Origin of the sequence: Boudabousia liubingyangii (genome assembly GCF_001907245.1) — a bacterium.
Taxonomy (GTDB): Bacteria; Actinomycetota; Actinomycetes; order Actinomycetales; family Actinomycetaceae; genus Boudabousia; species Boudabousia liubingyangii.
In genome coordinates this window covers 202,155-214,944 of the sequence record NZ_MQSU01000003.1, presented here as the reverse complement: position 1 = coordinate 214,944, position 12,790 = coordinate 202,155, and the positions used below count along the sequence as shown (strand labels likewise).

General features: G+C 55.7%; 17 protein-coding genes. 13 read left to right on the top strand and 4 right to left on the bottom strand.

Annotated features, from left to right (window positions below):
- Positions 1-96: 96 nt before the first annotated feature.
- On the bottom strand, positions 97-396 hold the full coding sequence (locus BSR28_RS05630; protein WP_073709345.1) for a FeoA family protein: 300 nt from the start codon (positions 394-396) through the stop codon (positions 97-99).
- 293 nt (positions 397-689) lie between these two features.
- Between BSR28_RS05630 and efeU the strand changes: the two genes are divergently transcribed.
- The 6 genes from efeU (at position 690) to tatC (ending at position 5,674) form a co-directional block, all read left to right on the top strand.
- The gene (efeU, locus tag BSR28_RS05625; protein ID WP_073709346.1) at positions 690-1,613 is read left to right on the top strand and encodes an iron uptake transporter permease EfeU; all 924 of its coding nucleotides are present in this window, start codon (positions 690-692) and stop codon (positions 1,611-1,613) included.
- Between the two features lie 15 nt (positions 1,614-1,628).
- The gene (locus tag BSR28_RS05620) at positions 1,629-2,876 is read left to right on the top strand and encodes an imelysin family protein (RefSeq protein ID WP_073713585.1); all 1,248 of its coding nucleotides are present in this window, start codon (positions 1,629-1,631) and stop codon (positions 2,874-2,876) included.
- Positions 2,873-4,318: an iron uptake transporter deferrochelatase/peroxidase subunit gene (efeB, locus tag BSR28_RS05615; protein WP_233120618.1), complete on the top strand. Its 1,446-nt coding sequence runs from the start codon at positions 2,873-2,875 to the stop codon at positions 4,316-4,318. The genes BSR28_RS05620 and efeB overlap by 4 nt, the downstream gene beginning before the upstream one ends.
- Before the next feature lie 132 nt (positions 4,319-4,450).
- Positions 4,451-4,783, top strand: coding sequence for a twin-arginine translocase TatA/TatE family subunit (locus BSR28_RS05610; protein WP_073709348.1), 333 nt, complete (start codon positions 4,451-4,453; stop codon positions 4,781-4,783).
- A complete protein-coding gene (locus tag BSR28_RS05605; protein WP_073713584.1) occupies positions 4,780-4,980 on the top strand; it encodes a twin-arginine translocase TatA/TatE family subunit in 201 nt (66 codons plus the stop codon). Before BSR28_RS05610 ends, BSR28_RS05605 begins: the two co-directional genes overlap by 4 nt.
- Positions 4,946-5,674 carry a twin-arginine translocase subunit TatC gene (tatC, locus tag BSR28_RS05600; RefSeq protein ID WP_073713583.1) on the top strand — a complete coding sequence of 243 codons (729 nt, stop codon included), beginning with the start codon at positions 4,946-4,948 and terminating at the stop codon, positions 5,672-5,674. The genes BSR28_RS05605 and tatC overlap by 35 nt, the downstream gene beginning before the upstream one ends.
- A gap of 73 nt (positions 5,675-5,747) precedes the next feature.
- On the opposite strand, the gene BSR28_RS05595 is transcribed toward tatC, so the two are convergent.
- Both BSR28_RS05595 and BSR28_RS05590 read right to left on the bottom strand, forming a co-directional pair.
- Complete coding sequence (locus tag BSR28_RS05595; RefSeq protein WP_073713582.1) at positions 5,748-6,875, bottom strand: DUF5808 domain-containing protein; 1,128 nt, start codon at positions 6,873-6,875, stop codon at positions 5,748-5,750.
- A 30-nt stretch (positions 6,876-6,905) separates the two neighbouring features.
- On the bottom strand, positions 6,906-7,286 hold the full coding sequence (locus BSR28_RS05590; protein ID WP_073713581.1) for a GntR family transcriptional regulator: 381 nt from the start codon (positions 7,284-7,286) through the stop codon (positions 6,906-6,908).
- Between the two features lie 312 nt (positions 7,287-7,598).
- Here BSR28_RS05590 and BSR28_RS05585 point away from each other — a divergent pair, with 312 nt between their 5' ends.
- Together BSR28_RS05585 and BSR28_RS05580 are read left to right on the top strand one after the other, a co-directional pair.
- Positions 7,599-8,066 carry a RidA family protein gene (locus tag BSR28_RS05585; protein ID WP_073713580.1) on the top strand — a complete coding sequence of 156 codons (468 nt, stop codon included), beginning with the start codon at positions 7,599-7,601 and terminating at the stop codon, positions 8,064-8,066.
- A 114-nt stretch (positions 8,067-8,180) separates the two neighbouring features.
- Positions 8,181-9,131 (top strand): cation diffusion facilitator family transporter, encoded by a 951-nt coding sequence (locus tag BSR28_RS05580; RefSeq protein WP_073713579.1) that lies wholly within the window; start codon positions 8,181-8,183, stop codon positions 9,129-9,131.
- A 37-nt stretch (positions 9,132-9,168) separates the two neighbouring features.
- Here the strand turns inward: BSR28_RS05580 and BSR28_RS05575 are convergent, their stop codons facing one another.
- Positions 9,169-9,723 carry a GNAT family N-acetyltransferase gene (locus BSR28_RS05575; RefSeq protein WP_073713578.1) on the bottom strand — a complete coding sequence of 185 codons (555 nt, stop codon included), beginning with the start codon at positions 9,721-9,723 and terminating at the stop codon, positions 9,169-9,171.
- Between the two features lie 151 nt (positions 9,724-9,874).
- On the opposite strand from BSR28_RS05575, the gene BSR28_RS05570 reads away from it, so the two are divergent.
- The 5 genes from BSR28_RS05570 to BSR28_RS05550 all read left to right on the top strand — a co-directional run bounded on the left by BSR28_RS05570 (position 9,875) and on the right by BSR28_RS05550 (position 12,790).
- Positions 9,875-10,672, top strand: a complete 798-nt coding sequence (locus BSR28_RS05570) for a hypothetical protein (RefSeq protein WP_073713577.1) — start codon at positions 9,875-9,877, stop codon at positions 10,670-10,672.
- 247 nt (positions 10,673-10,919) lie between these two features.
- Positions 10,920-11,609, top strand: coding sequence for a hypothetical protein (locus BSR28_RS05565; RefSeq protein ID WP_073713576.1), 690 nt, complete (start codon positions 10,920-10,922; stop codon positions 11,607-11,609).
- 118 nt (positions 11,610-11,727) lie between these two features.
- Positions 11,728-12,219, top strand: a complete 492-nt coding sequence (locus BSR28_RS05560; RefSeq protein WP_073709358.1) for a glutathione peroxidase — start codon at positions 11,728-11,730, stop codon at positions 12,217-12,219.
- 105 nt (positions 12,220-12,324) lie between these two features.
- The gene (locus BSR28_RS05555) at positions 12,325-12,513 is read left to right on the top strand and encodes a hypothetical protein (RefSeq protein WP_073709359.1); all 189 of its coding nucleotides are present in this window, start codon (positions 12,325-12,327) and stop codon (positions 12,511-12,513) included.
- Complete coding sequence (locus BSR28_RS05550; protein WP_233120617.1) at positions 12,479-12,790, top strand: metal-sensitive transcriptional regulator; 312 nt, start codon at positions 12,479-12,481, stop codon at positions 12,788-12,790. Before BSR28_RS05555 ends, BSR28_RS05550 begins: the two co-directional genes overlap by 35 nt.

Here is a 12,790-nt window from a genome sequence, read left to right as displayed (position 1 = left end):
GGCAGGGTGGCGGTATTAGATTTTGGGGCGCACTTTGGGCAAGACATTGGAATCCTCAGATTTGTCTATTTTTGGGGTTTATTTTGTGGGCACGTTTTAGGCGAGTGCCGGTTTTAGAGTGGTTTTCGCACTAGCTGACGAGGTCGCTTCGGTGGTCTCTTCCACCGGTTCAGTTTTGATGGGTTCGGCTAGTAGTTTTTTCGCGGTACGGGCGTCAACGGCCACGCGGGCTCCGTGTACATTTAGGACTACTCCCCCAAAGGCAGATCGGTTTACCACCGTGAATTCGACGCCTGGGCGTAGGCCAAGTTCTTGTAGGCGAAGTCGATAACGTGGCTCAACGGGTACTTCTAGGAGTCGAGCCTTTTGATTTCTTGGACACTTCGATACGAACATACCTACGAGGCTAGCAGTACCTAAGTTCTGATGACCAGATTTTGAGACCAATTTCGTGCCGAAAATAGCCAAAAAATCGTTTTTCTGACAAATTGTCACAACTTTTTAGGACTTAAGTTAGAAAAAATTAACAAAAGTGAAATTAGGCAACATTCGTGTCACATATATTGACAGCTAGGTTATGTAGACCTAACTTAGGATAGTCTAAGGGACCTAATACCCCCTCAGGCAGCCACCGAAAACGGTCAAAAACCCCGTTCAGTGCCCCGGCACAAACCGTGAAATGGAGCTGCATGTACTACAACGCGTTCATCGGAAACTTCGTCATCGCCCTGCGTGAGAGCGTAGAAGCTTCACTAGTCGTAGGCATCCTAGTCGCCTATCTAGTCAAAGCCGGACGCAAAGACATCCTCCCCAAGATGTGGGCCGGCGTCGCCGCCGCGACCGCCATTCCCCTACTAGGTGGCGCCTACCTAACCTGGTCCCGCTTCACCATGAAACAGGAAGCCCAAGAGGCCATGGGCGGCTACCTATCCTTAATCGCCGCCGCTTTTGTCACCTGGATGATGTTCTGGATGACTGCCAAAGCCTCAGACCTTTCCGGTGAAGTCAAAAATGCCGCCGGTAAAGCCCTAGCCACCGGTTCCTCTTGGGCCATTGTTTGGCTCGCCATCTTCTCGGTCGGACGAGAAGGCCTAGAAACCGCCCTCTTCGTCATGGCCACCATCCAGTCCAGCGCCGCCAGCGCCTTCTGGATCCCCACTCTAGGCATGCTGGCCGGTATCGCCGCCGGCATCTTCGTCGGTTGGCTGGTCTACCGCGGTTCCCGTCAGATCAACCTGCGCCTCTTCTTCAAACTCACCGGTTTCCTTCTTATCTTCGTGGCCGCCGGGATCCTCTCTTACGGTATTGGTGACCTACAGGAAGCCAATATTCTGCCCGGTCACGGCGTGGCCCTATACGACCTCTCCCAGTCGGTTTACTCCGTCATCTCCCCCAACTCCTGGTGGTGGGCAATCCTTGAAGCCATGTTCAATGTGCAGCTCGCCCCGACCGCCCTACAGGTCATCGCCTGGTGCCTCTACGTGGGCATCGCCCTACCAGTATTCCTAATCGTTATGCGTCGTGGACGGGCCACGTCGCAACCAAAACGGAAGGCAACCATCGTTGCCCCCGTGGCGGCCTCGGAAACCCGAAAAACCCCAACCAGCCTTTAAGGAGGCAAACCCAAAATGAAGATCGCAAAAGTCGCTGCGCTCGCTGCTGTCCTATCTGTCGGACTAGCCGGCTGCTCTGCCTTTGAAGAAAAAGCCGAATCCACCGACGGTAAGACCGCTACTGCCGGTGCCGAACCCGGTGCCCTGACCGTTACCATCAAGGATGATTCCTGCCAGGTATCCGCAGCCGAAGTCCCCTCCGGCGTCGTCAAGTTCACCCTAAAGAACGAAGGCACCGTCCGTAACGAATTCGAAATCCTAGCCAACGATAAGCTCCGCATCGTGGGTGAACGTGAAAACCTAGGCCCCGGCACCTCCGTGGACTACACCCTCACCCTAGAGCCCGGCGACTACTTCACCGCCTGCAAGACCAACATGGTCGGCGCCCTAGTGGGCACCGCCGCCTTCAAGGTCACCGACTCCGGCAAGAAGGTCGAAGTTTCCGCTGACGAAAAGAAGCTCCAGGAAGAGGCCGTTGCCAACTACACCGCTTACGTCCGTGACCAGGCCGGCCAGCTAGTGACCGCCACCAAGGCCTTCACCGACGCCGTCCGCGCGGGCAACCTCGAAGAAGCTAAGAAGCTCTACCCCACCGCCCGCATGTACTACGAACGCATCGAACCGACCGCAGAACAGTTCGGCGATATCGACCCGATGCTAGACCTGCGCGAAGCTGACTGGCAGGAAGAAAAGGACGCCGCCGCTAAGGGCGAAAAGGGCGACGACGGTAAGACCGTTGAGGATCCGGGCCAGTGGACCGGTTGGCACGCCCTCGAAAAGGACCTCTGGCGTCCCGAAGGCTACCAGGGCCTATCCAAGGAAGAAGCCACCAAGCTAGCTAACCAGCTAGACGCTGACACCAAGAAGCTCTACGACTACGTTTACGCTTCGGACTTCAAGATCAGCCTCTCCGACATCTCCAACGGTGCCATCGGCCTACTAGAAGAGGTCGCTACCTCCAAGATCAGTGGTGAAGAAGAAGCCTTCAGCCACACTGACCTCTGGGACTTCAAGGCTAACGTCGAGGGCGCTCAGGTGGCCTTTGGCAATATTGAAACCCTAGCCAAGCAGAAGGATCCGGAACTAGCTAAGGAAATCCAGGAACGCTTCACCGACCTAGATGACGCCCTAGCTAAGTTGAAGGAAGGCGACGGCTACCGCTTCTACGACAAGCTCGATGATGCTCAAAAGAAGAACCTAGCGGATAAGGTTAACGCCCTACGCAAGCCGCTAGCTAAACTCACGGAGGCAATCCTAAAGTGACCAAAGAGGCTCAGTCTCAACCCGAGCCCTCGAATGCAGCACCCGCTACCTGTCCCGCACACGGGCAGGCCGCGGGTGCTGACCCGCATTCTCAGGGTTCTGCAGAAAAGTGTCCCGCCCACCACGAAAACGGTGCCAACTCGGACCTGAGCGGGAAGGCCGCCATGTACCGGATTTCGCGTCGTGGCATGCTCATCGGCTCCGGGGCCCTAGCCGCCCTCGGCCTGGGGGTAGGCGCTGCCGGCGGTTTCGCGACCGGCCGTTCCTACGGGATCGCGAAGGCTCCGGTACAGCCGGACATTATGCAGATCAGCTACCCGCTGCGCGGCAAGTACCAGCCGGGGATTTTGACCCCGCAGCCGCAGCAGATGCACACCGCAGCCTACACGGTAACCACCGATCGCAAGGAATCCCTGATTCGCCTGCTCAAAGAGTGGACGCTAGCTGCCGAACGCATGATGCACGGGGATCTGATTCGTCCCTATAAGACCTTTAAGGACGTGCCCCCGGATGACACGGGTGAGACTGGCGATTTGGGCCCGGCCGCGCTGACCGTCACCTTCGGTTTTGGTCGGACCCTGTTCCTCACGGATGATGGCAAGGACCGCTTCGGGATTGCCAACCGCATGCCCGAGCCCCTAAAGGCCGGGATTCCGCGCATGGCCGCAGAAAAGCTGGACCCGGAAGCCTGCGATGGCGACATCATTATCCAGGTCTGCGCCGAGGACCCCATGGTGGCCCTACATGCCATCCATAACCTGACCCGTATTGGGTTCGGCACGGCCTCGTTAAAGTGGTCCCAGCTGGGGTACGGGCGTACTTCCTCGACCTCGACCGCGCAGAAAACCCCGCGTAACCTGTTCGGTTTCAAGGACGGTACCTCGAATATTAAGGCCGAGGACGGCGACGCCCAGCTCAACCAGCACCTCTGGATCCAGCCGGGCGACTCTGGTGGCGACTGGGCCGCTAACGGTTCGTACCTGTGCGTGCGTAAGATTAAGCAGTTCATGGAGGTTTGGGACGAACTAATCCTCTCTGAGCAGGAAGCCATCATTGGCCGCGATAAGATCACAGGCGCTCCGCTTTCGGGTGGAGATGAGTTTACCGCCCCTGATTTTGAGAAGAAGGGCCCGGATGGGCAGCCGCTAATCCCTGAGGATTCGCACGTGGCTGTGGTGCATCCGACCCACAATAACGGCGCACGCATGCTGCGTCGCGGCTATAACTACATGGAGGGCAATGACAAGCTGGGTCGCCTAGAGGGTGGCTTGTTCTTCATTGCTTACGTGCGTGACCCGCAGACTAACTTTGTGCCGGTGCTTCGGCGCATGGTGGGTGACGCAATGACCGAGTACCTGCAGCATATTGCTTCGGGCCTGTACATCATGCCTCCGGGTTTGGGTCAGGGCCAGGAGTATGTGGGGCAGTCACTGCTGGGTTAGTTATTGCTGGGCTAGTCACTGCGAAGTTAGTCGCTGGCAATTCAGTCACTGATAGGTGAGTTGGCACCAAGCTAGCACTGCTGAATTCGTTGATTTAGCCGACTTAGATCGATAAAGGAAGGGGGATCCAAGTTGGAGTTTTTTGGCATTAATTGGGCCGAGGCCGGCGTGCTGCTGGTTTTGGCGCTGCTGATTTTTGGGCCGCAACAGTTGGCGGCTGGGCTGGCTTGGATCCGCTCTTCCTTGGCTACCCTGCGCGATTTTTCGGCCGCTACTAGGCAGCGGGTGGCGCAGGAGGCACAGCTTTTGAATCCGGAGCTTTCTTCCGAGCTGGGACCGCAGGGTGAGACCTTCCAGGCTTTTAGTCAGGTCCAGCAAGAGCTTCATTCCGAATTAGACTCATGGGCCACTTTGGGTTCTGACATGACCAAGAAACAATTAGAAAAACAGGAGGCTCAACTATGAGGCCATCACACATTTTTATTCTGCTACTGATCGCACTGATCATCTTTGGGGCACCCAAGCTCCCAGAGGTGGCTCGTTCCATTGGTCAGTCTCTTAAGATTTTGAAGAAGGAAGTTCGGGAACTATCTGATGACGACAACAACGCCTCCGTTGCCAGCGCAAATGACACTGCTGGAACATCTGGCGGAGCTGCGTAAGCGACTACTTTGGGCAGTCCTAGGACTGCTGATGGGCGCGATTGCCGGCTGGTTCGTTTTTGATCCGCTAGTTGCCTTCATGTTTAAACCGCTGGCGCAGTCCGGCGGAATCCTCTCTTTCACTACTGTCGGAGCTGCCTTCGACCTGCACCTTCGCGTGGCCCTCTGGGCGGGGGCACTGATTTCCGCCCCCTGGTGGATTGCGCAGCTCTGGCTATTTGTGGCGCCCGGTTTACTGCGGCGCGAAAAACTCTATTTTTGGTCCTTCCTAGGGGCGGCACTGGTTCTATTTGCTGCCGGTTCGGTCCTTGGTGCCTGGACTGCACCCCGAGCAGTCCGGGTGCTTTCAACTTTCACCCCCACCGGTGGCGCCCTGCTACTGGAGGCGGACGCCTATCTGCGCTTTTATATGGCGGTGGTGATCCTCTTCGGGATTTCTGCCCTAGTGCCCCTAGTTTTGGTGCTTCTGAACTTCGTTGGGGTCTTGTCAGCCCGCACGATTCTCTCTTATTGGCGCGCGGCCATTATGACCGCTTTTACCTTTGCTGCCATTGCTAATCCCCTGCCCGGCATCTGGTCCATGCTGGTGCAAGGTTTGATCTTAATGTCCCTGTGGGGGCTGGCCCTAGGCGTTTGTTTCCTACGTGAATGGTGGGCCCGCCGCCAGTTAAGGCGACAGGCCCAGCCAGTTTAGTCTGTTCTGTTGTTCGCTCACCCTAGGGTTCACGCAAGGTCACGAGTACCCTAGGTTCCCGGACGGTCCACGATTATCCCAGCGTCACCGACGGAATAACCGACATTGCTACGATCAGCAGCAGGATCCCTCCCACGAACCACCAGGAGCGACGGTTACCGTAGTTAAAATCTACGGATACTCCGCTGCGCTTTTCTACGAATAGGGCCGGGTCTTCCGGGTTGTAGTAGAACATACCCATTTTGAAGAAGCGGTCCCGGTCGGGGATTTCCCACTGGGGTTGGGTCGCAGCATCTCCCAGAGCCTGGGTTACTTCAGCCTCGGCGGCTTTACCGGCCCGCCCAATCAACACATAGGTGAGCACCAAGTAGATTGCCAGCAGTACTAGGGCCCCAATGATCAGGTAGACCTGATAGTAGGAAACCGTCTCTAGCGGTGCCAGGGCCATGGGGGCTAGGAGGATCGTCAGTAGGATCATTAGGCCACCCATTAGGCTTTGGGTCATTTCCATTTGGGATTGTAGTCGAGCCCGCCCCAGCGGAGTGTTTGTGCTTCGCAGGTTGATCCGCCCGTACCAGGGAATCATGGTGACGGCCAGCATTAGGAAGTTAAATAAGAGGGCAATTATTACGCCCGCCGAGACCCCTAGCACGCTCTTTTGGGTCCAGGCGTCCGGCTGCATATCCGGGCCCCAGTGGGAGGGGTAGCTTTGGGGAATATCAGCCCAGCGCCACCACAGCAGTAGCGCGAAGGCCGCGCTGAGCACAATCGAGGTAATAAAGCCCCACCAGGGAACGGGGATTGGATCCAGCACATTCAGGGGCTTACCCGCGTCGGTGGAGCCACGCAGCGCAGTGTGTACCTCCTGGTACCAACCCTGCACTGTTTTGGCTTTCTGGATCAGTTTCCGAGTGCTAATCCAGTTATAGAACACCACGCCGATCTGAAGATAGATCCAGGCAATATTGATAAGTTCATGCCCCGTTACCCCTAGGATCACGGTGATCACTAACAGTGCGACGGCGCTGACGGCATTGATCTTTCGGAAGCGTTGCCAGGCCGCCAAAACTACCAGGTCTTCCCGTCGGCTAGCCGGAACGCTCACCCCTAGGGGAGCATCGACCGGAGTGTATGCGGGCAAAAAGTGCATAACCGTAGCAATCAATAGGATGGTTACCGCAATGATGATGCTGAAAGTCATGTTGATTCCTTTCTAAAAGTGCGGCCGCTACTAGTTCGCGGGACGGAATTGGTTGAGGACGTTTTGGAAGATTTCTTTGGTGGCCTGCGAGTCCATTCCTTGGGCGAGGGCGCGCGCTAGGCTCACTTTCAGGTCGCCTTCTAGTTGGGCTACCTGTTCGGGGGTGGCTTGTCCGGGTTCGATGACCACGGAACCGTCACGACGGGTGGTGGCAATGACCCCCTCGGCTTTTAGAAGGTCGTAGGCTTTTTTGACCGTGGCTGGGTTGATTGCTAGGTCCATGGCTAGGGAGCGGACGGAGGCCAGTGCGGTTCCGGGTGGGAGCTCACCGCGAGCAATGCCGAAGACGATCTGGTCGTGAATTTGTTGGAAGATGGGAACTTCGCTGTATTCGTCGAGTTCTAGAATCATCTTCACACCTCCTTACTTGTATTACTACAGATAATACAGGTAGCACAGTAAGGCGTCAAGCCTGTTCCCCCCACTCCCCTAGCGTCACCATCCCCAATCCCCCAGCATCACCATCCTCACTCCCCTGGCGTCACCATCCCCCCTAGCGTCACCCCACCCAATAGGCGCCCAAACCCCCTCGGAAATCACACTACCTAAGGGTGAAATCCCGCAAATTCACTAGCTTTCCCCAAGGCCCAAAAGTTAGACTTAATCCCGACAGCTTTCGTGCCCAAGACTGGCCACGTAACCGAATAAGATTGAAGGAAAATCATGACGAAACCCTCTGAAAAGCTTGCTGAACTAGGCCTAGAACTACCCGAGGTTGCTAAGCCCGTAGCCGCCTACACCCCCGCCATCATGGACCGCGGCGTCGTACGCACTTCCGGCCAGCTGCCCCTCAAGGACGGCAACCTAGTTTCCACCGGTGCCGTTGGCGAAGGCGGCGCTTCCGTAGAAGACGCTGCTGCTGCCGCTCAGGCTTGCGCCCTGAACGCCATTGCCGCTGCCGCTCAGGTAGCCGGCGGCGTTGACCGTCTAGGTGGCGTCGTTAAGGTCCTTGGTTTCGTTTCTTCCAAGCCCGACTTCTTCGGCCAGGCTGCCGTTATTAACGGCGCTTCCGAACTATTCGCCCAGGTTTTCGGTCAGGATCACGCTCGCTCTGCCGTGGGCATGGCCGCTCTACCGCTAGACGCCTCAGTTGAGGTCGAGGCCGAATTCTTCCTAGCTGAAGAAAACTGAGCCTAAAGCGCTAACACCTAGGAAACCCTAGGTTTTTGCTCCCCTGGGGGCTTGGTAGCCCCAAGTCCCCAGGTTTCTTTTTAACCCCTTTCACTTTCCCCATAAAGGCTATTAGTGACTACTTCCCACGATCACCAGCACTCCCCACAGCAGGGCGGACATTCGCACGGGCACACTCATTCCCATACGCACGCTTCGGCCCGACGTTTAATGTGGGCACTTTTGGTCACGCTGGTGATTTTAGTGGCGGAACTAGTGGGTGCCTGGTGGTCCCAGTCCTTGGCGCTGGCAGCGGATGCCGGCCACATGGCAGTTGATTCGACCGGGCTGATCGTGGCCTTGATTGCGGCCCGATTAATGCTTCGGCCACGCAGCGACCGTTATACCTGGGGTTGGGCACGAAGCGAAGTTTTAGCCGCCGCCCTCCAGGCCGGTATGCTGATCATCATTAGCGCCCTGGTTACTTGGGAAGCGATTTGGCGTTTGGTCCAACCAGAATCTCTAGACCCCAAGCCAATGGTCATCATTGGCGTAATCGGTTTGGTAGCGAATGTGATTTCACTGCTGATTCTTTCCGGTGGCCGGCACGATTCCCTAAACATGAAGGCGGCGTTCCTTGAAGTAGCGAACGACGCTTTTGGGTCACTGGCCGTAGTTATTGCCGGGCTGGTAGCTTGGGTTTGGGGCTGGCAACGGATTGACGCGATAGCTTCACTTCTGATTGTGGTTCTAATGGTTCCCCGTGCCGTTACCCTGCTGCGCAGTGCCGTCCAGATTCTGCTTGAGGCCACTCCCAGCCAGTTAGACTTGCAGGCACTACGCCAACACATTTTGGAACTACCCAATGTGGTCTCAGTTCATGACCTACATGTGTCCACAATTCAAACTGGGATTTATGCGCTGACAGCACATGTGGGCACTAACGCCACCTCGATTGAGCAGCAAGCCCAGCTACTACACAATCTCGAAGAGTGCGCTCGTCACCACCACAACCTAAAACTGAGCCACACAACCTTCCAGCTAGAACCCGCGAACCACGCGGAACACGAAGAAATTAACCACTAGGCACCCACCTAAACGCCCCCAGAATCCTTCCGTTCGCTTATTGAGCCAGCACTTTCGCCACTTCTAGATGCTCAATCCCGGCTTCAAAATGGGTTTCTTCCCGCACCGGCATATACCCCCGCTGGGTATAAAAATCTAGGGCCTGAAGCTGAGCGGACAAAACCACCTTAACGCTTTGGGTTCCCGCTTCAGAGCGCCCGTACTCCCTTAAGGCGATCTGCTCTAAACGGGACAAAAGCTCAGAACCCAGGCCGCGACCTCGCCAATCTGAAAGGACCGCCAAACGCCCTAAGTGGACACTACCGGGGTGGGCCGAATCCAGTAACAGGCGGCCCGTACCAACCGGTTTTCCTGAGCTTAGAGCCTCCAAGTCTTCTAGCGAATCAGTCGGTTCCAAACCAAGTTCCAAAGCCAATAGGTGGTGGGTGGAAGGAAGCGGATCCCGCCCATCAATCTCTAGGTCTAGACTCACGCCCTGCTCTCCCACGAAAACCTGCTGGCGAACCTGTTGACACCCCACAATCAGACCCTCCCCCAAGCGGGCGTCACTGCCGCAAGCGTCCACAAACCGAAGCTGCGTTGAATCAGCCATTCACCTTCACCTATCCGAAGAAGTCGTCCTTAAAAGAGTTTCCCCTAGAGTAACCGTTAAAAAGCACATTAAGAAATCCGGCATATTTACTCTGGTTTACTCTCCCTTTACGGACTATGATATGTCTGGCACTACAACTTACGGAGGAAACATGTCAGATAACCAGATTCCTGTTCCAGATCAGAACCCTGGTGAAAACCCAATTCCAGAAGCCCCTCAAGAACCCGCTGTTTCGGCCGCTCCACGGCAGCCCGAATTCCAAGCACAGCAGCCCGAATTCCCGACTCAGCAGCCAGAGGCCCCGGCAGGACAGTCGGAATTCCAGGCTCAGCAGCCGGTCGCCCAGCCCATGCCGGAACCTGTCCAGCAGGCCGCTCAGCAGCCCGTACCGCAGCCGGGCGTGGATGCGCCCCAGGCCGCCCCTCAATACCCACAGGCCACCCCTCAGGCTGCGCCTCAATACCCTCAGGCCGCCGGTGGATATGCACCCGGCCAGCCCGCAGCTAAGGCCCCGGGTAGCGGCTTGAACTTCTCTTTTGATCGCGTCAAGGAATCCTTTGACCCGAAGCTTGACTGGCACTACCTTACCCTTGCCGGTGCAGTGGTATTGGGACTCCTAGGTATCCTGCTGCCCTTCATTAGCGTGGGCCCAATGTCGTTCTCTCTAATCCAGGGTCCCGATGGCTTCATCATCTTGCTCTTCTTGGTGGCAGTTGGCGTTCTAGGTCTGCTATCACTTGGTAGCCGTAAGACTGCTCTGCGTATCGCGACCGGCGTCGTCGCGGTACTGACTGGCCTAATTAGCTTTATTGACCTTGCCAACGCTAACGGCGCAGCTAATGTCGGTCACGGCTTTGGCGTATCTCTAGGTGGAGGTTTCTTCCTACTAGTTCTTTCCGCTCTTGCCTTCCTAGCAGGCGGAATTGCCTCCTTCTTTATCAAGCGCTGAAGCTAAGCGGATTGATTTCGATTAATCACACCTAGCGCCTACTGAGACCCTTTGGCCCACCGGTTCAACTTTGGAATCGGTGGGCCAAAACTTATTTGAGGCCGCTATTAAACAACTGTTTCATACGTCTACTGACGCTATTGGAAAAGTCGAATCTATAAATTACAAGGTTTCGATAAACCAGAACTTCCACATTTCCCTGGCGCAATCGGTAAACTGAGAGCGGGAATCTATGAATGGAGACAAAATGTCAGACAACAACTACCCCTCCTACCCGCAGGACCCTCAGGCACCTCAAGGTGGACAAGACCTTCCCCCGCAGGGTCCCGAGGCCGCTCAGCCTCAGCCGGGTCGGACTCCTGCTCAAGCGCAGCCGCAGCCCGCACAGCCCTATACGCAACCAAACCCATCACTGCAGCAGCCCGGCCAACCCTATACGCAACCGAACCCATCACTGCAGCAGCCCGGCCAGCCTTACAATCCCGGACGCCCACTGACCCCTGCAGAAAAGATGGGCTTTAACCCCGAGATTTTGAAGAGCACCTTCAATGCTGTAAGCGACTGGGCCTATCTACTGCTTGGCTTAGCGGCAGTACTTGGCCTTCTTAGCATCTTCCTACCCTTCGTCGTTTCTGGCAGCCAATGGGCCGCTTATTACGAGGGGCTGGATGGCAAACTTATCGGCGCCGGCTTCGTAATCTCAGCAGTGCTAGGCTTGATTTCACTTGGCAGCCGCAAAGAGTCGAATCGAATTGCAGCCGTGTCGGTATCAGCTTTCGTAGCTATTGCTGGTGGCCTTTACACCATGAACGAAATGAGAATGCTAAGCGGCCACACACTTTTCAAGTTTAACTTTGGTGCCGGCTTCTACATGTACATTGTCGCGTCGATCCTATTGGTTGTCAGCGCGGTGGGGATTTTCGTTTCTAAGCGTTAATCCAAACACCAACCTTCTAATCAAGCTATTTGGCCCACCGGTAATTTTCTGATCGGTGGGCCAAAGCTTTTCCTACCCCACCTGCGGGGACCAACAACCACTCAGCTATGATTGCCCTATGAGCACTTTCTACGATTTTTCCGCCACTGCCCTTAACGGTTCCGAAATCTCTATGTCTGACTACCAAGGATTAGTCGTCCTAGTCGTTAACACCGCCAGCAAATGTGGCTTCACTCCCCAGCTTGAAGAACTACAGCAACTACACGAACAGTACTTTGAGCAAGGTCTACGGATTCTTGGATTCCCCTGCAATCAGTTCGGAAAACAGGAACCTGGCAGCAGCGAAGAAATCTCAGAGTTTTGCCAGCTTAACTACGGCGTACAATTCCAGATGTTCCAGAAAATTGACGTCAATGGAGCCGACGCCCACCCGCTTTGGAAGTGGCTACGCGACCAAAAAGGCGGGATTCTGGGGGACGTAATCAAATGGAACTTCACTAAGTTCCTAATCGGCCGCAACGGAGAGGTAGCGGATCGCTTTGCCCCCACAACTAAGCCTTCATCCCTCACAAAAGAGATTGAATCTCTATTAAACAATTCCGCGTCATAAAGTTTTTCCCACCCTTGACCATATACCCCCGGGGGTATAATATGTGAGCAGCGCCCCTCGAAAAGTCCGATAGAGGAAGGCCCCTCACCACAAAAGGAGTTTCTTATGTGCCGTCCGGTAACCTGCCGTAAATGCCAGAAGACCACCTGGGCTGGCTGTGGCCAGCACGTCGACCAGGTCATGGCTAATGTCCCCAAGAGCCAGCGTTGCACCTGCAACGAAAAGAAGTCATCCGGAAACGACGCTGATAAATCCAACAATGGCGGAATTTTCTCTCGACTGTTCGGGCGCTGAACCCATCCCGCCGATGGAATTAGACCCTCAAGACGTTAAGCCCGCTCTAACTCGGTTAAAGCGGGCTAACGGTCAATTAAGTGCTGTAATCCGGATGATCGAAGAAGGTCGCCCCTGCGAAGAGATCATCACCCAGATTGCCGCCGTATCAAGCGCTATTGATCGCGCCGGCTACGCCATCATTGCGCAAAGCATGCAAAGCTGTCTTCGTGCTGACCCCTCGGGCGAATCCCTAGATACCAAGAAGCTAGAGAAGATGTTCCTTAGCTTACGCTGA

Bases quoted from the DNA above. Each gene is read 5' to 3' on its own strand.
- BSR28_RS05630 (WP_073709345.1), bottom strand. From the start codon at position 396: ATGTTCGTATCGAAGTGTCCAAGAAATCAAAAGGCTCGACTCCTAGAA.
- efeU (WP_073709346.1), top strand. From the start codon at position 690: ATGTACTACAACGCGTTCATCGGAAACTTCGTCATCGCCCTGCGTGAG.
- BSR28_RS05620 (WP_073713585.1), top strand. From the start codon at position 1,629: ATGAAGATCGCAAAAGTCGCTGCGCTCGCTGCTGTCCTATCTGTCGGA.
- BSR28_RS05605 (WP_073713584.1), top strand. From the start codon at position 4,780: ATGAGGCCATCACACATTTTTATTCTGCTACTGATCGCACTGATCATC.
- tatC (WP_073713583.1), top strand. From the start codon at position 4,946: ATGACACTGCTGGAACATCTGGCGGAGCTGCGTAAGCGACTACTTTGG.
- BSR28_RS05595 (WP_073713582.1), bottom strand. From the start codon at position 6,875: ATGACTTTCAGCATCATCATTGCGGTAACCATCCTATTGATTGCTACG.
- BSR28_RS05590 (WP_073713581.1), bottom strand. From the start codon at position 7,286: ATGATTCTAGAACTCGACGAATACAGCGAAGTTCCCATCTTCCAACAA.
- BSR28_RS05585 (WP_073713580.1), top strand. From the start codon at position 7,599: ATGACGAAACCCTCTGAAAAGCTTGCTGAACTAGGCCTAGAACTACCC.
- BSR28_RS05575 (WP_073713578.1), bottom strand. From the start codon at position 9,723: ATGGCTGATTCAACGCAGCTTCGGTTTGTGGACGCTTGCGGCAGTGAC.
- BSR28_RS05570 (WP_073713577.1), top strand. From the start codon at position 9,875: ATGTCAGATAACCAGATTCCTGTTCCAGATCAGAACCCTGGTGAAAAC.
- BSR28_RS05565 (WP_073713576.1), top strand. From the start codon at position 10,920: ATGTCAGACAACAACTACCCCTCCTACCCGCAGGACCCTCAGGCACCT.
- BSR28_RS05560 (WP_073709358.1), top strand. From the start codon at position 11,728: ATGAGCACTTTCTACGATTTTTCCGCCACTGCCCTTAACGGTTCCGAA.
- BSR28_RS05555 (WP_073709359.1), top strand. From the start codon at position 12,325: ATGTGCCGTCCGGTAACCTGCCGTAAATGCCAGAAGACCACCTGGGCT.
- BSR28_RS05550 (WP_233120617.1), top strand. From the start codon at position 12,479: ATGGCGGAATTTTCTCTCGACTGTTCGGGCGCTGAACCCATCCCGCCG.